This is a genomic window from Mesorhizobium sp. C372A (genome assembly GCF_030323245.1).
GTDB lineage: Bacteria > Pseudomonadota > Alphaproteobacteria > Rhizobiales > Rhizobiaceae > Mesorhizobium.
Genome location: NZ_CP100475.1, coordinates 6,209,025 through 6,229,862, shown reverse-complemented (window position 1 = coordinate 6,229,862; position 20,838 = coordinate 6,209,025). Strand labels below are relative to the sequence as shown.

Sequence of the window (20,838 nt, the reverse complement as noted above, 5' to 3'; positions counted from 1 at the left end):
TGCAGACAGAGAGACTGTTTCGACGCCCTGAAGGAGAGAGACTCTCTCTATTGTGCCGTCCCGACAGACATTCTCTCCGGGCTTATGCCGACGCCGGCAGCAGATCGGCTATCGGCAGCACGATTTCGTCCTTCACCGTCTTGGTGACGATGTAGGTGAAGTAGCGGTCGATGCCGATCTCGCGCTCCAGCAGGTCGTCGACCAGCCGCTGATAGGCGTCGATGTCGCGCGTCATCACCTTGACCACATAGTCGACGCCGCCGCCCACCGACCAGCAGGCGACGATTTCGGGGATGTCGCGGATGACGCGTTCGAAGCGGTCGAAATCGGCCTGGCGATGGCTGGCCAGCGTCACCTCCATCAACACGGTGGCGACCGGCGCCACCACGCGCATGGCGATCCTGGCGTGGTAGCCCGAGACGATGCCTGCCTTCTCCAGCTTGCGCAGCCGCATCCAGCACGGCGTCGGCGACAGCCCGACCTGTTCGGCCAGCGCCAGCTTGGTGATGCGCCCGTCGCGCTGGATGGCGTCGAGTATCCTGAGGTCGACCGCGTCGAGTTTCGATGTCATCGGCGTCCGCTTTTTGTCGGCATCACCATGACGGCGCATTATTTCGATTGTCAATTGCACTGATTTCGATCTCTATTAAGTCATGACATTATGGCAACCCGACCCTGCGCTCATCCGCCGGCCAGCCTATCAAACGCTGGCCGACCAGTTCGCCCGCGCCATTCATGACGGGCGGCTGGCCAACGGCGCGCGGCTTCCAACGCATCGAAGGCTGGCAGACGATTTAAAACTGTCGGTGCAGACGGTCAGCCGCGCCTACGAAGAACTGATCCGGCGCGGCCTGATTTCGGGCGAGATCGGCCGTGGCAGCTTTGTCCAGACGCAGCGCCGCGACCCGGAGCCGCCCTATCTGCCGGAGCGCCTCGGCGAGGTCATCGATCTGTCAATCCTGAAGCCGGTCTGCGAGCCGATGCATTTGGAGCGGCTGAAGCAGGCGCTGGGCTGGCTGGCCGAAAACCTGCCATCCAGTTCGGCGTTGTCGTTCCGGCCCAACATGGTGTTCCCGCGTCACCGCGCGGTGGCTGTCGAATGGCTGAAACTGTGTGGGCTCGACACCTCCGCACAGAATATCAGCCTGACCAATGGCGCGACCGCCGGGATGACCGTGGCGCTGATGAGCGTTGCGCCGCCGGGATCGACTGTCGCCACCGAGGCTATCGGCCACCACACGCTGGTGCCGCTGGCGCGCTATCTCGGCTTCAACCTGGAAGGCCTGCCGATCGACGGCAATGGCCTGATCCCGGAGGCGTTGAACGAGGTCTGCCGGCTCACCGACATTCGCGCGGTATTCGTGCAACCGTCGGTGATCAACCCGACGGCGACGCTGATGGACGCTCGGCGGCGCGAAGAGATCGCCGCGGTCGCGCGCAAGCACGACATCGCCATCATCGAGAACGATGTGCTGGGTCCGCTGGTCGAGGACCGGCCGCCGCCGGTCGCCGCCTTTGCGCCGGAGCGCACGCTCTACGTCACTTCCTTCACCAAGATCACCGTACCTGGCCTGCGCATCGGCTATCTCGCGGCGCCCGACCGCTATGTCGCCGCCGTTGCCAACCGGCATCTGGTGTCGAACTGGATGGCGACGCCGCTGGTGGCCGAGATCGCCACCAAATGGGTGACCGACGGCACGGCGATGGAACTCGTTCGCTGGCAGCGCGCGGCATTGCGCCGCCGCCAGGACATCGCAGCCGAGGTGCTGGGCGGGGTTGGTTATCGCGCCAGGCGCGACGGGCTGCATGTCTGGTTGCAACTGCCCGCGGACCGTGCCGAGGAAAGCTTCGTCGCCCAGGCCCGCCTGCAAGGCGTGGCGATCGCGCCCGGCACCTCTTTTCGCATTTCGGATGCGCCTTGGCATCCGGCGGTGCGCATCTCGCTAGGCTCGACCACCGAGGGGGAACTGCGCGCCGGCTTAGGCGTTGTCACCAAGCTGCTGCTTGGCGATCCGGAGCATCTGTTGCTCGCAATCTAAGCGGGAATTGCTCTGGAATCACTCAGTGCCGGAAATATTGTCATGATTTTATTTTCCCAATTGACATGATTTGGCGCGTTCCGCATCGTTAAGGGCACAGGCTTCTCCAGCAGGGGAAATTCATTTGTCCTCACCCATCATCAAGGTCGACGCCATTTCGAAGAGCTTCGGCTCGTTCAAGGTACTGGACGGCCTGTCGATGCAGGTCATGCCCGGCGAGAAGCTGGCGCTGATCGGCCCGTCCGGCTCGGGCAAGACGACGATCCTGCGCATCCTGATGACGCTGGAGAAGATCGACGCCGGCCATATCCAGATCGATGGCGAGCAGCTCTACCACATGGAGCGCAACGGCCAGCTGCTGCCCGCCGACGAGCGGCACCTGACCAAGATGCGGCAGAAGATCGGCATGGTCTTCCAGCTGTTCAATCTGTTTCCGCACAAATGCGTCATGGATAACGTCACGCTGGCGCCGATGCTGACCAAGGGCACGCCTCGCGCCGCCGCTGAAAAGCGGGCCATGGAACTGCTCGACATGGTCGGCATGGCCGACAAGGCGAAGTCGATGCCGGCGCAGCTGTCCGGCGGCCAGAAGCAGCGCGTGGCGATTGCCCGTGCGCTGGCATTGTCGCCGAAGATCATGCTGTTCGACGAGGTGACGTCGGCCCTCGATCCGGAGCTGGTCGAGGAGGTGATGAATGTCATGCGCAAGCTCGCCGCAGAGACCGACATGACCATGCTGCTGGTCACCCACGAGATGGGCTTTGCCCACGACTTCGCCGACCGCGTGCTGTTCTTCGACCGCGGCAAGATCGTCGAAGAGGGCAAACCAGACGAGATTTTCCGCCATCCAAAGCAGGAGCGCACGCAAGGCTTCCTGAAGAAGATCATCGCGGCCGGACATCGTGTCTGACCGCTTTGCGGGGCGGAAGACCGCCCCAGACAAAACCAAGAAGACAACAAGGAGTTGGGAACAATGAAGAAACTTGGCATTCTGGCCGGTGTCGCCGGTCTCGCACTGACGGTGGTGCTCGCCGCGTCGGGCACCGGTTCGGCCGATGACGGCAAGCTCGAGCAATTGAAGGCGCAGGGCTTTGCCCGCGTCGCCATCGCCAACGAGCCGCCCTACACTGCGGTCGCCGCCGACGGCAAAGTTTCAGGTGCGGCGCCGGACGTGGCCCGCGAGGTCTTCAAGCGTCTTGGCGTTGGCGACATCGTCGCTTCGATCTCAGAATATGGCGCGATGATCCCGGGCCTGCAGGCCGGCCGCTTCGACGTCGTCACCGCCGGCCTGTTCATGAAGCCTGAGCGCTGCGCGGCGGTGGTCTATTCGGAACCTGTGCTGTGCGACGCCGAGGCGATGCTGGTCAAGAAGGGCAATCCGAAGGGCTTCAAGAGCTACGAGGATGTCGCCAAGGACACGTCGGCCACCATCGGCGCGCCGGGCGGCGGCACCGAGGAGAAGCTGGCGCTCAACGCCGGCGTGCCGCGCGAGCGCGTCATCGTCGTGCCGGACGGCCAGAGCGGCCTGAAGATGCTGCAGGACGGTCGCATCGATGCCTATTCGCTTCCCGTCCTGTCGATCAACGACCTCGTCAAGAAAGCCAACGATCCGAACCTCGAAGTCATCGCCCCGGTGGTCGGCGCGCCGGTCTATTGCGACGGCGCCGCCTTCAAGAAAGGCGATGAGGCCCTGCGCGATGCCTTCGATGTCGAGCTCGCCAAGCTGAAGAAATCCGGCGAGTTCGCCAAGATCATCGAGCCCTACGGCTTCTCGGCCGCAGCCGCGATGTCGACCACGCGGGACAAGCTCTGCGCGGCGAAATAGCGCCGTTTTTGCCTTCTCCCTGTTCACGGGGAGAAGGTGGCCCGAAGGGCCGGATGAGGGGCGGCGCCAGGTTCTGAGAATTTAGCGCTGCCCCTCATCTGCCTGCCCGTCCTCCGCAGCAGCTGCGCTGCAGCTTCGGAGGGTGGACTGGCATCTTCTCTCCGTGAACGGGGAGAAGGAAGCTAACCGCCAACGTTGGAACCCGAATGACCCAGTGGTCCGGCTACCTCGGCCTGATATTGCAGGGAGCGCTTGTCACCATCGAGCTGACGCTGATGGGGTCGGTGCTCGCCCTGATCATGGCCTTCCTCGCCGGCATGGGCCGCGTGTCGCGCTTCTTTGCGCTGCGCTGGCTGGCCACCGCCTATATAGAATTCTTCCGCGGCACCTCGATCTTCGTGCAGCTGTTTTTTGCCTATTTCGTGTTGCCGTTGATCGGCCTCGAACTGACCCCGCTGCAGGCGGGTGTGCTGGCGCTGGGCCTCAATGTCGGCGCCTATGCGGCCGAGGTGGTACGCGGCGCCATCCAGTCGGTCGGCCGCGAACAATATGAAGCCTGCATCGCGCTCAACCTCGGCCGCTGGCAAGGCATGCGCCACGTCATCCTGCCGCAGGCGCTACTGGTCATGCTGCCGACCTTCGGCAACAATGCCATCGAACTGCTCAAGGCGACCTCCGTCGTGTCGCTGATCTCGCTCGCCGATCTCACCTTTCAGGCGCAGGTCGTGCGCTCGCAGACCGGCAACACGCTGGCGCCGTTCACCACCATCCTGATCATCTATTTCGCCCTGGCGCTGATCATCTCCTGGGGCGTGCGTTCTCTGGAACGCCGCATGGCGCGCGGCCTCGACGGGGTGCGCGTCTGATGGCCAATGCCCTTCTGATAAATTGGGCTTCCTGATGGATTGGGATTGGAACTTCGTTTGGGAAATCCTGCCAACGCTGATCCAGGGCGTGAAGATCACCATCCTGGCGACGCTGCTCGGCTCGGTGCTGGCCGCGATTGTGGGTCTGGGCATCGCGCTGGCGCGACGCTCGCCCAACAAGGTGCTGTCGCGCAGCATCGGCTGGGCGGCCGAATTCATCCGCGGCACGCCACTTCTGGTGCAACTTTATTTCATCTTCTATGTCCTGCCGGATTTCGGCATCCTGTTGCCGCCGCTGGTCGCCGGCGTCATCGGGCTCGGCCTGCACTACGGCACCTACACGGCGGAAGTCTATCGCGCCGGCATCGACAACGTGCCGCGCGGCCAGTGGGAGGCGGCCAAGGCCTGCAATCTGAGCGCCACGCAGACCTGGACCAACATCATCATTCCGCAAGCGATCCCACCGATGATCCCGGCGCTGGCCAATTATTTCATCGCCATGTTCAAGGAGACACCGCTGCTATCGGCAATCACCGTGCTGGAGCTGATGAACCAGGCAAAGAGCGTCGCCAACACCTACTACCGCTACATCGAACCGATCACGCTGGTCGGCGCTTTCTTCCTCGTCATCAGCCTCTTCTCGGTCGTGCTGCTGCGCTGGCTGGAACATCGCTACGGCAAGATCGAAAGGTAATTCTCAAGATGAAACCGCTGCCCGAAATCAGGCTGATGCCGACAAGGCCGGCGCTCGATGCGCGCCCGCTGGAAAAGCGCGTCGGCCTGATCATCCTTGCCACCGACCACACCAGCGAACCGGATTTCCGCCGCATGGTGGCGAGCGAGCGGGTCGGCGTCTATGTCGCGCGCATTCCCTACAAGAATCCGACGACGCCGGAAAACCTTCGCAAGATGCAGCCCGAGCTGGCGGCGGGTGCGGCGTTGATCCTGCCCGACGAAAACCTCGACGCGATCTGCTACTCCTGCACCTCGGCCTCGGTAGTGATTGGCGACGCTGAAATCGAGGCCGCGATCCAGTCTGCCAAATCAGGGGTTCCTGTGGTCACGCCGCCCATGGCAGGCGTCCGCGGGCTGAAGGCGCTGGGTGCCAAGAAGATCAGCATCCTCACCCCTTACACGGTAGAAACCTCCAGACCGATGGCGACGTATTTCGCCGAGCGCGGCTTTGAGATCGTCAGCTTCACCTGCCTCGGCTTCGAGGACGATCGCGAGATGGCGCGCATTGCGCCGGCAGCGATCGCCGACCTGGCTCGTGAGGCGACGAATGCGCAGGCCGATGCACTGTTCGTGTCCTGCACCGCATTGCGCGGAGCGCTCGCGGTTCCCGGGATGGAACAGGCGATCGACCGCCCGGTCGTCACCAGCAATCAGGCCAGCGCCTGGAATTGTTTGCGGTTGTGTGGCGACGGGACGTCGCATCCCGAATTTGGCCGTCTGATGACGCTGCCTTTGCCGCGCGATTGACGATCATGACGACAGTCACCCTTAACGATATTCGTGCCGCCCGGGAGCGAATTGCCGGCAAAATCGAACGCACGCCGACAGGGTTATCTCACAGCCTTTCCGAACGACTGGGCATCCCCGTCCACCTCAAGCTTGAACACCGCCAGACCACCGGCAGCTTCAAGCTGCGCGGCGCCTCGAATGCCATTGCTTCGCTGAGCGCCGAGGAGAAGGCGCGCGGCGTGGTCGCGGCGTCGACCGGCAATCATGGCCGTGCGCTGGCCCATGCCGCGAAGCTCGAAGGCATGCGTGCGGTGATCTGCATGTCGCGACTGGTGCCGGGCAACAAGCTCGACGAAATCCGTCGGCTTGGCGCGGATGTCCGCATCATCGGCAACAGTCAGGACGAGGCGCAGCAGGAGGTCGAACGGCTGGTGGCGCAGGAGGGACTGGTGATGCTGCCGCCCTTCGACCACCCGGCCATCATCGCCGGGCAAGGCACGCTCGGACTGGAGATGATCGAGCAGGTCCCGGATGCCGCTCTCGTCCTGGTGCAACTCTCCGGTGGTGGACTCGCCTCGGGCATCGCCGCCGCCGTCAAGGGCGTCAGCCCCGGGACAAAAATCATCGGCGTTTCGATGGCGCGTGGTGCTGCGATGAAGGCGAGCCTGGATGCCGGTCGCCCGGTCGAGGTGGAAGAACTGCCGACGCTGGCGGATTCGCTCGGCGGCGGCATCGGTCTCGGCAACCGGCTGACCTTCGCCATGTGCCGCGATCTGCTCGACGACGTCATCCTGCTCAGCGAGGACGAGATCGCCGCCGGCATCCGCCATGCCTATGAACAGGAGCGCGAGATCGTCGAAGGCGCCGGCGCGGTCGGCATCGCCGCGCTGCTTGCCGGGAAGGTCAAGGCGACCGGGCCGGTGGTCGTTCTTCTCTCGGGCCGCAATATCGACATGAACACGCATCGCAAGATCGTCTGCGGTGACGCAATCGCGGAGCGCGCGGCATGAAAACTCTCCCACGCCGAATTCCCGCCCACCCCCCTCTGTCCTGCCGGACATCTCCCCCGCAAGGGGGGAGATCGGCAGCTTCGATGCGGTCGCTGTTCTTGCTGCGCTGGAGATTGGCGAAGGCAGGAGTGCAGTCCAATCTCCCCCCTTGCGGGGGAGATGGCCGGCAGGACAGAGGGGGGTGTGAAGGAACACTATCCTTCGCAGTGCGCGCCTTCGCGGAGCGCATCGCATGAGCCGGATGACGATCCTCACCGAGAAGGAACTGCGCACAATCGTGCCGCTCGATCTCGACGCGGTCGCCTGCGTCGAAAACGCTTTCCGCGCGCTCGCCACATTGCCGGTGGCGATGCCGCCGATCCTGCGGTTGGACATTCACGAGCAGCGCGGCGAGGTCGATGTGAAGTCGGCCTATGTGCCTGGAATAGACGGTTTCGCCGTTAAGATAAGCTCCGGCTTCTTCGACAATCCGAAGCTCGGTCTGCCCAGCGGGGGCGGCATGATGGTGTTGCTCTCGGCAAGAACCGGTGTGGTCGAGGCGCTGCTGCTGGACAATGGCTATCTCACAGATGTCCGCACCGCTGCTGCCGGCGCCGTCGCGGCGAAGCATCTGTCGCGGCCGGATTCGTCCGTCGCCGCAATCTTCGGCGCCGGCGTGCAAGCCGGGCTGCAACTCGAAGCGCTCATGTTGGTGCGGCCGATCGCCGAGGCACGCATCTGGGCGCGCGATGCGGTCAAGGCGGAGACGGCCGCAGGCGCGCTGCGCGAAAAGCTCGGCATTCTCGTGCGCGCCGAGCCGGATGCAGCCAAAGCAACCATCGGCGCCGACATCATCGTCACCACCACGCCGTCGACCGAGCCGCTGATCAAGGCCGGCTTTGTCGTTGCCGGGCAGCACATCACCGCCATGGGCTCGGATGCCGAACACAAGAACGAGATCGCGCCGGCGATCCTGCGCATGGCGGATCTCTATGTCGCCGACAGCGCCAAGCAGACACGGCGTCTGGGAGAACTGCATCACGCCATCGCATCGGGCGTGATGGGAGCCGATGCCGCGGTCACCGAACTCGGCCAGATCATCGCCGGCGAACGGCACGGAAGGCGCTCACCCAGCGACATCACCATCGCCGACCTCACCGGCACCGGCGTGCAGGATACGGCGATCGCCACGCTCGCTCGCAACCGGGCGCGGGCGGCCAATGCCGGAACCATTTTTGAAAGCTGATGCTGGCCAAAGCGTGATCCGGAAGTGGAACCCGGTTTTTCCCAGAGATCACGTTCAAACAAGAACGACGAGCCTGTTTCCAACAAAGTTGAAACAGGCTCCAGGCCCAACAAACGAGGACCAAGAACAATGCAGCCGAACCTAAAATTCTCGCGTGGCGAATTTGCGGATCGCCTCGCCAAGACGCGAAAAGCCATGGAGGGGAAAGGCGTCGATCTGCTTGTTATCAGCGACCCATCCAACATGGCCTGGCTGACCGGCTATGATGGCTGGTCGTTCTATGTGCATCAGGCGGTGATCGTGCCACCATCGGGCGAGCCGGTCTGGTACGGTCGCGGCCAGGATGCCAATGGCGCCAAGCGCACCGCCTATCTCGCGCATGACAACATCGTCGGCTATGCCGACCACTACGTGCAGTCGACCGAGCGCCACCCGATGGATTTTTTGGCCAGAGTGCTCAGTGATCGCGGCTGGGGCAAGCTGACCATCGGCGTCGAGATGGACAATTACTGGTTCTCGGCTGCCGCCTTCGCCGCGTTGCAGAAGCACCTGCCCAACGCCCGCTTCGTCGACGCGACAGCGCTGGTCAATTGGCAGCGCGCGGTGAAGAGCCCGACTGAAATCGACTATATGCGCAAGGCGGCCCGCATCGTCGAAGCCATGCACCAGCGCATCGTCGACAAGATCCAGGTCGGCATGCGCAAATGCGATCTGGTCGCCGAGATCTACGATGCCGGCACGCGCGGTGTCGATGGCGTCGGCGGCGACTATCCGGCGATCGTGCCGCTGCTGCCGTCGGGCGCCGACGCCTCGGCGCCGCATCTCACCTGGGACGACCAGCCGATGAAGTCGGGCGAGGGCACCTTCTTCGAGATCGCCGGCTGCTACAACCGCTACCATTGCCCGCTGTCGCGCACCGTCTTTCTCGGCAAGCCGACACAGGAATTCCTCGATGCCGAGAAGGCGACACTGGAAGGCATGGAGGCGGGGCTGGCGGCGGCAAAGCCCGGCAATGCCTGTGAGGACATCGCCAACGCCTTTTTCGCCGTGTTGAAGAAATATGGCATCGTCAAGGACAACCGCACCGGCTATTCCATCGGCCTATCCTATCCGCCGGATTGGGGCGAACGCACCATGAGCCTGCGCCCCGGCGACCGCACCGAACTCAAGCCCGGCATGACCTTCCATTTCATGACCGGCCTGTGGCTGGAGACGATGGGACTGGAAATCACCGAATCCATCCTGATCACCGAAACCGGTGTAGAGTGCCTCGCCAATGTACCGCGCAAACTGGTGGTGAAGAATTGAGCCCGATGCCTAGCCTCCGCCCATCTCCGATCGCGCCGACCGTCGATTTCGACAAGGACGGCGTGCAACATGGTTTCCTGCGCCTGCCCTACAGCCGCGACGACTCGGCCTGGGGCTCGGTGATGATCCCGATCTGCGTCATCCGCAACGGCAAGGGGCCGGCCGCGCTGCTCACCGGCGGCAACCATGGCGACGAGTATGAGGGGCCGCTGGCGCTCTACGATCTTGCCCGCACGCTCGATCCCAAACAGGTCAGCGGCACGGTGATCATTGTGCCGGCGATGAACTATCCGGCCTTCCGCGCCGGCACGCGGACGTCGCCGATCGACAAGGGCAATATGAACCGCAGCTTTCCCGGCCGCCCCGACGGCACGGTGACCGAGAAGATCGCCGACTACTTTCAACGCGAACTGCTGCCGCGCGCCGACCTCGTCTTCGATTTCCACTCCGGCGGCAGGACGCTGGATTTCGTGCCCTTCTGTGCCGCGCACACGGTGCCCGACAAGGCACTGGAGCAGAAAGCCTTCGACGCGGTCGCCGCATTCGCGGCTCCGTTCTCCATGCGCATGATCGAGATCGACTCCGTCGGCATGTACGACACGGCGGCGGAGGAAATGGGCAAGGTCTTCGTCAGCACCGAGCTTGGCGGCGGCGGCACCTCGCGCGCACAGACGGTGCGGATTGCGCGGCGCGGCATCAGCAATGTGCTGCGTCATGCCGGCATTGTCGCCGGTGCAGTAGAGAAGAGCCCGACGCAGTGGCTCGACATGCCGTCGGGCGATTGCTTCTCCTTCGCCGAGGACGACGGCATGATCGAAACCATGGTCGATCTCGGCGAGCCTGTGAAAGAAGGCTCGGTGCTGGGGCGCATCCATTCCACCGGCCGCACCGGCATCGCTCCGCAGGAAATCCGGGCAAAAATGTCCGGCATTCTGGCCGCGCGGCATTTCCCCGGCCTGGTCAAAGCCGGTGACTGCGCCGCCGTCCTGGCCGTTGTGGTTTCATCGTGATTTCGCAGAGTACGCCGCGCGAATATCAGTCGGTCTGGATCCAGACCGACTTGGTCTCCAGATACTCGTGCAGATGTTCGATGCCGCCCTCGCGGCCATAACCCGACATCTTCATGCCGCCGAACGGCACCGCCGGGTCGATGGCATGGTACATGTTGACCCAGACCGAGCCGGCCTTGACCCGGCGCGCAAGCTTGTGCGCGGTGCCCAGATGCGTGGTGAAGATGCCGGCGGCCAGGCCATAGGGCGTCGCATTGGCACGCGCCACCGCTTCGTCGAGCGTGTCGAAGGGCATCGCCGAAATGACCGGGCCGAAAATCTCCTCGCGCGCGATGGTCATCTGGTCCGACACGGCGCCGAAGACCGTCGGCGCAATGAAGTTGCCGCCATCGTAGAGCTCGCCGGTCAGCCGCGAGCCACCGGCGACCAGTTCGGCGCCTTCGTCGCTGCCGGCCCTGATATAGCCCTCCACCTTGCCTGCCTGCCTGGCATTGATGAGCGGTCCGATTTCCGTCTCTGCCTCGATGCCATGGCCGATCCGCAGTCTGCCCGCGAAATCGGCGAGCCGGCGGACGAACTCGTCATGGATTTCGCGCGCCACGAACAGCCGCGAGCCGGCAATGCAGATCTGGCCCGAATGCACGAACACCGCCATCGCCGCGATCGGAACAGCCTTGTCGATGTCGGCGTCGCGGCAGACGATGATCGGCGACTTGCCGCCGAGCTCCAGTGAAACGCGTTTGAGGTTGGCCACGGCTGCCCGCGCGATGGCCTGGCCGGTCAGCGTCGATCCGGTGAAAACGATCTTGTTGACGTCTGGATGTTCGGCGAGCCGCGCACCGGCTTCGGCCCCGGTGCCGGTGACGACGTTGACGACGCCGTCGGGCACGCCGGATTCCTGCATCAGTTGCGCGATCAGCAGCGGCGTCAGCGACGCATCCTCGGACGGTTTCAGCACGATGGTGCAGCCTGTCGCCAGCGCCGGCGCGATCTTCCAGATCGAGGCGGCGGTCGGCGCGTTCCAGGGAATGATCGCACCAACGACGCCCACCGGCTCGCGCCGGGTGAAGGTGACGATCTCGCCGGGAATCGAATTGTCGATCGTCTCGCCATGCAGCGCCGTCGCCATGCCGGCATAGAAGCGCAGCATGCCGATGACGCGGCGCCGGTTGGCGAGCGTGCGCGTGATCGGCAGTCCCATATCGAGCGTGTCGGAAACGCTGAGCTCTTCCCAATGCGTCTCGAACAGATCGGCGATCCTGAGCAGCACGCACTGCCGCTCGTAGGGCGAGAATTTGGACCATGGGCCTTCGAAGGCCGCGCGCGCGGCGGCCACCGCCGAGTCGATATCGGCAGCCCCGCCGCGCGGCACTGTCGCCAGCACCTCGCCTGTTGCCGGATTGAGTGCCTGCATGCCCTGGCCGGACTGCGCCGCGACCCACTTGCCGCCAATGAACATCGGTCGGAATTCGCCATGGTACAACGCCGTGGCCTTCGCCTTCGGGTCGAAGTTCAGCGTCATCTTTTCCTCCTCGCAATTCCGTGGCGACTATTACTCCCGCCGCCGGCCTCAAACAAGGAAAGCTAAAGGGCGCTCAGATAATCAGGTTGTGCGGACTGCCCGATCACGCCAGCCGCTAGAGCGTGATCCAGAAAAGTGGGAAACGGTTTTCGGAAAAGATCATGCTTCGACAAACGGCATCTAGAAAATCATCCGGCATCTAGAAAAATCATCGCGAGTTGTCGGAGCGCGTCGAAAGCTCAACGAGGCAAGCCGATCATTGCCCACGGCGACCGCGATGCCGGCATTGCAGACGAGAGCGCAACAGGTAGTCGCCCGCCGCCACCCAGCGCTCACCCGCGGCCGGATCGATCGTTGGCCGTTCCAGCCGGCTTCACCGTGACAGAGGTTTCGCGCGCCGCTTCGCTGCAATCGCTGTTGGATGACTGCTCGCGGAAGCAAGATCGGTCAGTGGCCTCGCGACTTGCAAACACTGGCAGATTGAGCCGCAACCGACGGTGCCTGCATCGATCGAGCACGCCGGTCCGTCACTCCGGAAGTCCGGCCTTTCGGAAGCCATCGACGAAATGGTCGAGCGTGGCAGTGTCGCGGAACGGCTCCGTCTCGACCCAGTGGCGGGTGGTGAAATGTGGGTTCGCGACAAGGAACAGGTCGACCTCGGCGCGCGCCTCATCGATCCGGCCAAGTTGCGCAAGGCTTGCCGCAAGGAAACGGCGCGAGCTTGTCCGATACGTCTCGTCCCGGCGCGTCGTCTCGACCGCGGCTTCATAGTCGCGCGCCGCATATTGCGCCTGGCCGAGCGTCAGGTAGTACCAGCTTGCCGGAAACGGGTTCAGCCGGAACGCCTTGCTGATATAGTCGAGGCCGTCCTCGACGCGCCCGGCCAGGACCGCGATGTCGGACAATGTCGCCCAGGCATCGGCCTCGTTCGGGTCGAGTTCGAACGCCTTGGCAAATCCCACATCCGCTTCGTCGAATCTGCGCTCATAGGCAAGCAGGTTAGCAAGCACCCAGTGGCAGCCGGCATCGTTGGGATCGATCGCCACAGCCTTGCGCGCCAGTTCCAGGGCAAGGCCGCGGGCAGGCTCAATGGGCTCTCCCCAATGCACCCATCCCATCCAGTGGTTCATGGCAAGCCAGCGATAGGCTTCGGCATAGTCCGGATCGAGCGCAAGCGCGCGCGTCAGCAACAGATGCGCTTCGCGCGCCGTCTCCGGCGAGACGTCGATCAGGTTGCGGGCTCGCACGCACAGATCGTAGGCCTCGAGATTTTGGGGCCGGTTGCGCGGCAGCGGCGCGCGCAGCCGGCCAAGCAGCGCCTCGACGATCTTAGCCGTCACCTCGTCCTGAACGGCAAAAATATCTTCCAGGCCGCGATCGAAGCGGTCTGCCCACAAATGCTCGCCGCTCAGCGCGTCGACCAGCTGGGCGTTGATGCGCACGCGCCCGGCGGCGCGTCTGGCGCTGCCCTCCAAGAGATAGCGCACGCCAAGTTCCCTGGCGACCTCGCGCACATCCACCGCCTTGCCCTTGTAGGCAAAGGTCGAGTTGCGCGCGATGACGAACAGGCCGCCAATCCTCGACAGGTCGGTGATCAGGTCTTCGGTCAACCCGTCGGCGAAGGCTTCCTGCTCGGGGTCGTTGCTGAAATTGGCAAAGGGCAGCACGGCTATCGACGGTTTGGCGGGCAGCGGCAAAGCCTGTCGCTTCTCGTCGCCGAGCTGTTCGATGGCGCCGGCGAAGCGATAGCCGACGCGCGGAACGGTCGATATCCATTCTCCGCCGTTCGTGGCCGGACCCAGCAGCTTGCGCAATTGTGCAATCTGGACGGTGAGGTTGCCTTCCTCAACGGCGGTGCCTGGCCATGCCGCATCCATCAACTCGGCCTTGGCCACGATCTCGCCGGGCCGGGCGACGAGCGCCGCCAGCAGCTGCAGTCCGCGGTGGCCGGCGGCTACGGGAACTTGGTCCCGAAGGAGCGTTCCCGCACCCGGATCAAGCACGAACGGACCAAAGGCAAAGCGCGATCCCTGCATAACGCGCATCTATAGAGCAATTCCAGGAAAGGTGTGAAGGCGGTTTTCCCACGGGAAAGCGCGGAGCGCTTCACGGACGTATGGCGTCAAAACAAAGAGTTGAGCGCCTCGTCGTTTCCATGAAACGGCGAGGTGCTCTAGCCAGTTTGGAACTTTTGAGAACTATTTGGCTGCGCTTAATTACGGCGCCGTCCGCATGCGGCAGAATTCAACCTCTTTCAAGCCGAGGGCTGTCGCCCCTCAAACCGAATGGAGGTTGCCATGAACGATACCCTTGCTTCTGCTCGTGCAGCCTTGCCGGAAAAGGCGGTGTCATCGGGCCGGCGTCCGACGGGCCCGCGGGGCATGATCGCGGCCTGGCGCGAGCGGATACGCTTTCGCTGGGACCTCAAGCAGATGGCGGAGACCAATCCGCACCTGATCGACGATATCGGTCTGACCAGACGCCAGGTCGAGGCCGAAATCGTCAAACGCTTCTGGCAAGTGTGAGCTGATGTCGCGGATAAGACCCGCCCGCCTGTTTGGGCGTACCGCGGCGTTTTGCCGGCATTTGCACTTGCCGGAACGTGCCGATCCTGCTTCGAAGTCGGCATGAGCGCCGAAGACGCGACGTCACCGCCGGAGAACCACATCGCATGGGCCGCGATGGCCGGCATCATCGCGACAGTTACGGTGTTCGCCATAGCACAGGGGCTGACGTATCCGCTGCTCAGCTTCATCCTGGAACGGCAAGGGACGACACCGGGCCTTATCGGCCTCTCGGCCGCGATGACGCCTCTGGGTTTCATTATATCGTCGCTCTTCACGCCGGCGCTGGTCCGGCGGGTGGGCGCGGCGCGCTTTGCGGTTGTGTGTTCGATCCTGGCAGCAACCGTCCTGATCGCGATTGCCTGGACGCAGGATGTATGGGCCTGGATGCCGTTGCGCTTCCTGCTCGGCTTCTTTGCCAATCCGCTTTACGTGATCAGTGAAACCTGGCTGGTCTCGATCACACCCGCCGCACGCCGAGGCCGCATCATGGGCCTATACTCCTCCATCGTTTCCGCCGGCTTTGGCCTCGGCCCGCTGTCGCTAGGCTTGGTCGGCACGCAAGGATGGCCACCCTTCATCATCGGCAGCGCGGCCTTCCTTGTCTGCGGCCTGATCGTGCTTGCCGTCGCGCCACGCCTGCCCGACATGCCGCGTGAGGGCGAAGCGGTGTCGGTCGGCGGCTTCTTCGCGCTGGCGCCGCTGCTCTTGTTCGCAGTCTTCACGGCTGCCGCCTTCGAGCAAGTCCTGCTTTCGCTGTTCGCGGTCTATGGTGCCGCGCTCGGCAGCACTGAGCAGCGCATCGCTTCGCTCATCACCTGTTTCATCGCCGGCAATGCCGTGCTGCAGGTCGTGCTTGGGCGCGCCGCCGAACGGTTTGGCTCGAAGCCGATGATGCTGTTCTGTGTCCTGGCTTGCCTGGCCGGTTGTTTTCTGTTGCCGTTGCTCTTCGCTACATGGCTTGTCTGGCCGCTCTTCTTCGTCTGGGGCGGGGTCTCGTTCGGGATCTACACGCTGTCGCTGATCCAGCTCGGCGAGCGTTTCACCGGTCAAGCCTTGATCGCCGGCAATGCCGCCTTCGCGTTCGTATGGGGGGTAGGCGGCATCGTCGGCTCACCCGTGGCCGGGCTGGCGATGCAACTGACCGGACATCAGGGACTGCCATTGTCGCTTGGCCTGCTGTGCTGCGTGCTGGTGGTGTTTCTGCTGGCGGAGTTACGGCGGGTTGACCGCGTTCAGGCGTAAGGCGTGCCTGCCATTGCGGCCTTCAGGCCGATGCTGCCCTTGACCCGCCTCGTCGCCGTCCTGGGTTTCTCGAAGCGTCCGATCCGCCTCGATGAACGCCACGGCCGCCAGGCGGGTGTCGGGGTCTGCAGCTTACGCCCGCCGCCTTCGGATAGTGCCACCATTAGGATATCCCAGCTCGTCGCGTTCGCTCTCGCTCGCGCCGACGCCGGCCCAGTCCGGACCAGCAATGTCTTCAGCTGCCATGTCTTCAAACCTCGATGTCAGGCGAAAACGCGGCCGCCGTAGAAACTCGGCGGCCGCCAATGGCGACGCTATATTCGCCCGAGAACAACCAGAATGATCACGATGATCAGCACCAGCCCGAGGCCACCGCCGCCATAGTAACCAGTGCCGTAGAACGGGCCGCCGCCGAGGCCGCTGAAGCCGCCGAGCAACGCGATGATCAGGATGATAATAAGAATGGTACCCAGGCCCATATGCCGTCTCCTTCGCTGCCGCGCCGTTCACGGCGCGGCTCGAAGAACTAAACTCCCAGCAAGCCTTCCTGTTCCCCGGCGATTTTCATCCGACGGCTAAGGAACGAAAGCCATCATGACGGCGTTTGCTGAGGTTCAGGCGCAAGCTGCGCGTGCATCGCGCGCCAGGCGGCGCGTAGAATTCAGAATTTACGCGGGATTGCCCTTTAGGCGGCCGGCCGCTCCTCCACCTGAACGCGCGGCAGGCGTGACGCCGGGCTTACGCTGGAAGGCGAGCTGAAACGTGTCGTCATCTGAAGCCGAATTGGTCGACGACGAGTTTTGGCCCCGCACCATTCCCAGTCGAGCTGAACCGGCAGCAGCTCACGTCGCCTTGCCGGCCGGCGCGCCTATGTCTTCCTCGGCAATATCGTCGAACGATGCGTAGTTCATGTTGTAGAGCCTGGCATAGAGGCCCTTGGCCGCCATCAGCTGCTCGTGATTTCCGCTCTCGACGATCTCGCCGTTCTGTAAGACGATGATGCGGTCGGCGCCGCGTATGGTCGCCAGCCGGTGCGCGATGACCAGCCCGGTGCGGCCTTCCAGCAGCGTGACCAGTGCCTTCTGGATCAGCATCTCGGTGTAGGAATCGATGCTCGCCGTCGCCTCGTCCAGCACCAGGATTTTCGCATCCGCCACCAGTGCGCGTGCAAAGCTGATCAGCTGGCGCTGGCCGAGGGACAGATTGCCGCCGCGCTGTTCGAGCTCGGTGTCGTAGCCGTCAGGCAAATGCTCGATGAAGTCGTGCGCGCCAACGGCTTGCGCGGCGCGCACAACCTCTTCGCTGGTAGCCGATGTCTTGTGGTAGCGGATGTTCTCCAGCACCGTGCCGGAAAACAGGAACGGCTCCTGCAGCACCATCGCCACCTGATCGCCGAGCGAATCCTGCGTCACGTCGCGCACATCGTGGCCGCCGACCCGCACCTCGCCCGACCAGACATCATAGAAGCGGTGCACCAGCGCCATGCAGCTCGACTTGCCCGAACCGGTGGGGCCGACAAGCGCAACCGTCTCGCCCGGATTGACGCGGAAGGAGATGTTTTTCAGCACCGGCTGGTTCTGCCGGTAGCCGAAGGTGACGTTCCTGAACTCGACCGAACCGTCCATGTCGCGCGTCAGCGTCACCGCGCCCTGTCTGTCGCTGACGTCGACCGGTACGTCGAGCACTTCGGAGATGCGTTGGCCCGACGCCATGGCGCGCTGCATGACCGAGTACTGCATGGTGAGCGAGCGGATCGGGTCGAAGAAGCGCTGGATATAGAACAGGAACGCCACCATGACGCCGATGTCGAGGCTGTGCGACAGCACCATCGAGCCGCCGACGACGATCACGGTTGCCATCGCAATGCCGGTCAGCGTGTCGACGATCGGCACCATCACCTGCGCATATTTGGCCGAGGTCAGGTGAGCCCTGAGATTGGCCAGCACCTTCTCGTCATAAAGGTCGAAATTGACGTGCTGGCGCTCCAGGCTCTGCACCGTGCGAACGCCATGGATGCCTTCGGCCAGCGCGCCATTGGCGATCGAGTTGGTCTCATGCGCGGCCATGAAGGCGATCTTGGCGCGCGGCAGCCAGAACAGGCGCACGATGAACAACGCCGGCATGGTCGACAGCGTCAGCAGACCGAGCCGGAAATCGAGCCACAACAGAACGCTGACGATGCCGAACAGCAGCACGATGTCGCCCACCGACATCACCGAGGTCTCGAGGAATTCCTGCATGGAATTGACGTCGCCCTGCAGGCGCGACATCAGCCGGCCCACCTCGGTCTTGTCCATGAAGCTCAGCGAGACGCGCTGCAGATGGCTGAACATGGCGCGGCGCAAATCCGACAGCACATTCTCGGCCACCTTGCCGACGACGCTTTCCTGGACATAGCTGGCGGCATAGTTGATCAGGATGATCAGGGCGAAGGCACCGATCGCCCAGTTCATGACGGAGCTGTCGGCCTTGCCCGCCGCCATGCCGTGGTCGATGGCGTAACGGATGACCAGCGGGATCGCCAATTGCGTCAGAGTGAACACCAAAACGGCGGCCACCGAGATGAAGATCCGGCCCTGGTACGGTCTCACGAAGCTCCAGATGCGGCGCACGATGCGCGGATCGTAGACCTTGCCGAAGACCTCTTCCTCGTCGCGGTGCGAACCGACGACGGCCCTGGTGGGCCGCCGGCTGGTGTCTTCTTTTTCGTCGTGACCCGGTGTCGACATTATGCGGCTCCCACCGCCACCGGCAAATCGTCGTCCGGCCGCAGCTGCAGGTCGTAAAGCGCGCGGTAGCGACCACCCAGCGCCAGCAATTCCTGGTGCGTGCCGCGCTCGGCGATGCGGCCATTCTCGATGAACAGGATCTGGTCGGCATGCATCAGCGAACTCAGCCGGTGCGAGATGATCAGCGTCACGCGGTCCTTGGCGAAGCGCTTCATCGCGGTGCGGATTCGCTGCTCGGTGCCGGCGTCGACAGCCGCGGTGGAATCGTCGAAGACCAGCACCGAAGGCCGCAGCATCAGGGTGCGGGCGATGGTCAGGCGCTGCCGCTGGCCCCCGGAAAGCGATGACCCGCGCTCGCCCACGACCGTGGTGTAGCCGGCCGGAAGCCCGATGATGTAATTGTGCAGCTGGGCGTATTCAGCCGCCTGCCCGATGCGGGTCTCGCGCGCCCAGGGATTTCCATAGGCGATGTTGTTTTCGATCGAGGTGGTGAACAGGAAAGCGTCCTGCTGCACGACGCCGACCGCCTTGCGCAGCGATTGCAGCGTGACCTCGCGTATATCCTGCCCGTCGATGGTGATCGCGCCTGACCTCACATCGTAGAAGCGCGGGATCAGATGCGCGATGGTCGACTTGCCGCTGCCCGGCGGGCCGACAATGCCGACGGTCTCGCCGGACCTGGCCTCGAAGGAAATGCCCGACAGCGCCGGCCGGCCGCCGGCGCCCGCGTAGCGGAAGCCGACATTGTCGAAGCGCAGCAAGCCTTCGGTGACCACGAGATCCTTGGCATCAGGCGCATCCTCGATGTCAAGTTCGGCGTCAAGCAGTTCGAACAGCCTTGTGCCGCAGGTCGAGGCGCGGGCGAACGAGTTGACCATCAGCCCGAGCTGGCGCACCGGCATCTGCAGGATGGTCATGAAGGTGAGGAACTGCGCCAGCGTGCCGACGCTGATCTGGCCCGCGATCACCTTCTGGCCACCGAACCACAGCACCAGGCCCATGGCCGCCAGGAAGGAAAAATTCATGGCGCTGGTGTTAGAGACGCGGATGTCGACGCGCTGGTCGGCAAGCTCCAGCGCCGACTTCTTGGCGCGGTCGAATTTTTCCAGCTCATGCCGCTGCGCCGCAAAGGCGCGCACGACGCGGATTCCGCCGAGGTTCTCGTCCATCACCCGGCTCAGCACTGACAGCCGCTCCTGCAGCGTCAGCCAGGTGCTGCGCAGCCTGAGCTGTGTGACCGAGGAGCGCCAGGCGACGAACGGCACGAAACTCAGACTGAGCAGCCCGAGCTCGAGATCGGTGCTGATCAGGAGATAGGAGCCGACGCCGATCAGCACGCCGAGCAGCACCACGCGCAATATGCCGGTGGAAAAGAACATGCGCACGCCGTCGAGGTCGAGCAGGCCAAGCGTAATCAGGTCGCCGGTATGCACCCGGTCATGGAAGGAGAAGCTCAGCCGCTGGATCTTCTCGTAGAAGGCCAGGCGCAGCTCATAGCCGGTGCGGTGGCCAACGGCCTCGCCATAATAATTCTGCGCCATGGTGAAGAGGCCGCGCAGAATGCTGACGACGAGCAAGGTGATCGCCGTCGTCCACAGCGCCTGCTCAGCCGCCGCGCCGCCGCCTCCAGCCATCACGCCTTGCGCCTGGTCGATGGCGTGGCCGAGCAGGCGCGGGATGAACAGCTGCAGCGTCGCGGCAATGAAGGTCGAGGCGATGGTGATCGCAACTTGCCAAGGATGGCGCAGCGTCATGCGCACGATGCGCAGCAGCGTGCTGAGGCCCTTGCCCCAGGACGCCTCCGCCACATGGGCAAACGATTTGCCGCGCTTCGCCGCGCCGCTGGTTGCGTCCCTTGCCAAGGAATATCCAATCCGGTCCGGACATTAGCCCAGACGAATGAAGAAGACTCAGTTTCAGATGCCGCGATGGTACGCCTCCATTTTGACCGTTCAAGGGCCAATGGCGGCATCGCACTGTGCCTGAAAGGGGCTGATCGTCCGCGACCGCTTAAGCCCGTGTCGGCGTTAG

The 20,838-nt window shown here is 63.8% G+C and carries 18 protein-coding genes; 12 read left to right on the top strand and 6 right to left on the bottom strand.

What is annotated here, in order from left to right; genetic code table 11:
* Positions 1 to 82: 82 nt before the first annotated feature.
* Complete coding sequence (locus NLY42_RS30060) at positions 83 to 571, bottom strand: Lrp/AsnC family transcriptional regulator (protein ID WP_023686966.1); 489 nt, start codon at positions 569 to 571, stop codon at positions 83 to 85.
* 82 nt (positions 572 to 653) lie between these two features.
* On the opposite strand from NLY42_RS30060, the gene ehuR reads away from it, so the two are divergent.
* The 10 genes from ehuR (at position 654) to doeB (ending at position 10,747) form a co-directional block, all read left to right on the top strand.
* Positions 654 to 2,039, top strand: a complete 1,386-nt coding sequence (gene ehuR / locus NLY42_RS30055; protein WP_023753984.1) for a MocR-like ectoine utilization transcription factor EhuR — start codon at positions 654 to 656, stop codon at positions 2,037 to 2,039.
* A gap of 124 nt (positions 2,040 to 2,163) precedes the next feature.
* Positions 2,164 to 2,949 (top strand): ectoine/hydroxyectoine ABC transporter ATP-binding protein EhuA, encoded by a 786-nt coding sequence (gene ehuA / locus NLY42_RS30050; protein WP_023753985.1) that lies wholly within the window; start codon positions 2,164 to 2,166, stop codon positions 2,947 to 2,949.
* Positions 2,950 to 3,012: 63 nt separating this feature from the next.
* The gene (gene ehuB, locus NLY42_RS30045) at positions 3,013 to 3,864 is read left to right on the top strand and encodes an ectoine/hydroxyectoine ABC transporter substrate-binding protein EhuB (RefSeq protein WP_023753986.1); all 852 of its coding nucleotides are present in this window, start codon (positions 3,013 to 3,015) and stop codon (positions 3,862 to 3,864) included.
* A gap of 206 nt (positions 3,865 to 4,070) precedes the next feature.
* Positions 4,071 to 4,730 (top strand): ectoine/hydroxyectoine ABC transporter permease subunit EhuC, encoded by a 660-nt coding sequence (ehuC, locus tag NLY42_RS30040; protein ID WP_023667875.1) that lies wholly within the window; start codon positions 4,071 to 4,073, stop codon positions 4,728 to 4,730.
* 34 nt (positions 4,731 to 4,764) lie between these two features.
* The gene (ehuD, locus tag NLY42_RS30035) at positions 4,765 to 5,424 is read left to right on the top strand and encodes an ectoine/hydroxyectoine ABC transporter permease subunit EhuD (RefSeq protein WP_023729203.1); all 660 of its coding nucleotides are present in this window, start codon (positions 4,765 to 4,767) and stop codon (positions 5,422 to 5,424) included.
* A gap of 8 nt (positions 5,425 to 5,432) precedes the next feature.
* Positions 5,433 to 6,212 carry an ectoine utilization protein EutA gene (gene eutA / locus NLY42_RS30030; RefSeq protein ID WP_023753987.1) on the top strand — a complete coding sequence of 260 codons (780 nt, stop codon included), beginning with the start codon at positions 5,433 to 5,435 and terminating at the stop codon, positions 6,210 to 6,212.
* 5 nt (positions 6,213 to 6,217) lie between these two features.
* On the top strand, positions 6,218 to 7,204 hold the full coding sequence (gene eutB, locus NLY42_RS30025; protein ID WP_023753988.1) for a hydroxyectoine utilization dehydratase EutB: 987 nt from the start codon (positions 6,218 to 6,220) through the stop codon (positions 7,202 to 7,204).
* A gap of 232 nt (positions 7,205 to 7,436) precedes the next feature.
* Entirely contained in the window at positions 7,437 to 8,429 is a 993-nt protein-coding gene (locus tag NLY42_RS30020) for a cyclodeaminase (protein WP_023827982.1), read from the top strand.
* 129 nt (positions 8,430 to 8,558) lie between these two features.
* Positions 8,559 to 9,737 (top strand): ectoine hydrolase DoeA, encoded by a 1,179-nt coding sequence (gene doeA / locus NLY42_RS30015; protein ID WP_023667880.1) that lies wholly within the window; start codon positions 8,559 to 8,561, stop codon positions 9,735 to 9,737.
* 5 nt (positions 9,738 to 9,742) lie between these two features.
* Positions 9,743 to 10,747 (top strand): N(2)-acetyl-L-2,4-diaminobutanoate deacetylase DoeB, encoded by a 1,005-nt coding sequence (doeB, locus tag NLY42_RS30010; protein WP_023667881.1) that lies wholly within the window; start codon positions 9,743 to 9,745, stop codon positions 10,745 to 10,747.
* Positions 10,748 to 10,772: 25 nt separating this feature from the next.
* On the opposite strand, the gene NLY42_RS30005 is transcribed toward doeB, so the two are convergent.
* Positions 10,773 to 12,269 (bottom strand): aldehyde dehydrogenase family protein, encoded by a 1,497-nt coding sequence (locus tag NLY42_RS30005; RefSeq protein ID WP_023753990.1) that lies wholly within the window; start codon positions 12,267 to 12,269, stop codon positions 10,773 to 10,775.
* Between the two features lie 527 nt (positions 12,270 to 12,796).
* Positions 12,797 to 14,314, bottom strand: coding sequence for a winged helix-turn-helix domain-containing tetratricopeptide repeat protein (locus NLY42_RS30000; protein WP_031244425.1), 1,518 nt, complete (start codon positions 14,312 to 14,314; stop codon positions 12,797 to 12,799).
* A 252-nt stretch (positions 14,315 to 14,566) separates the two neighbouring features.
* Between NLY42_RS30000 and NLY42_RS29995 the strand changes: the two genes are divergently transcribed.
* The gene (locus NLY42_RS29995) at positions 14,567 to 14,794 is read left to right on the top strand and encodes a DUF1127 domain-containing protein (protein WP_023729208.1); all 228 of its coding nucleotides are present in this window, start codon (positions 14,567 to 14,569) and stop codon (positions 14,792 to 14,794) included.
* Positions 14,795 to 14,896: 102 nt separating this feature from the next.
* Complete coding sequence (locus NLY42_RS29990; protein WP_023753992.1) at positions 14,897 to 16,078, top strand: MFS transporter; 1,182 nt, start codon at positions 14,897 to 14,899, stop codon at positions 16,076 to 16,078.
* 314 nt (positions 16,079 to 16,392) lie between these two features.
* Here the strand turns inward: NLY42_RS29990 and NLY42_RS29985 are convergent, their stop codons facing one another.
* The 3 genes from NLY42_RS29985 to NLY42_RS29975 all read right to left on the bottom strand — a co-directional run bounded on the left by NLY42_RS29985 (position 16,393) and on the right by NLY42_RS29975 (position 20,669).
* Positions 16,393 to 16,557 (bottom strand): DUF3309 family protein, encoded by a 165-nt coding sequence (locus tag NLY42_RS29985; RefSeq protein WP_023667887.1) that lies wholly within the window; start codon positions 16,555 to 16,557, stop codon positions 16,393 to 16,395.
* 363 nt (positions 16,558 to 16,920) lie between these two features.
* Entirely contained in the window at positions 16,921 to 18,807 is a 1,887-nt protein-coding gene (locus tag NLY42_RS29980) for an ABC transporter ATP-binding protein (protein WP_023699801.1), read from the bottom strand.
* Entirely contained in the window at positions 18,807 to 20,669 is a 1,863-nt protein-coding gene (locus tag NLY42_RS29975) for an ABC transporter ATP-binding protein (protein ID WP_023695248.1), read from the bottom strand. Before NLY42_RS29975 ends, NLY42_RS29980 begins: the two co-directional genes overlap by 1 nt.
* Between the last annotated feature and the right edge of the window lie 169 nt (positions 20,670 to 20,838).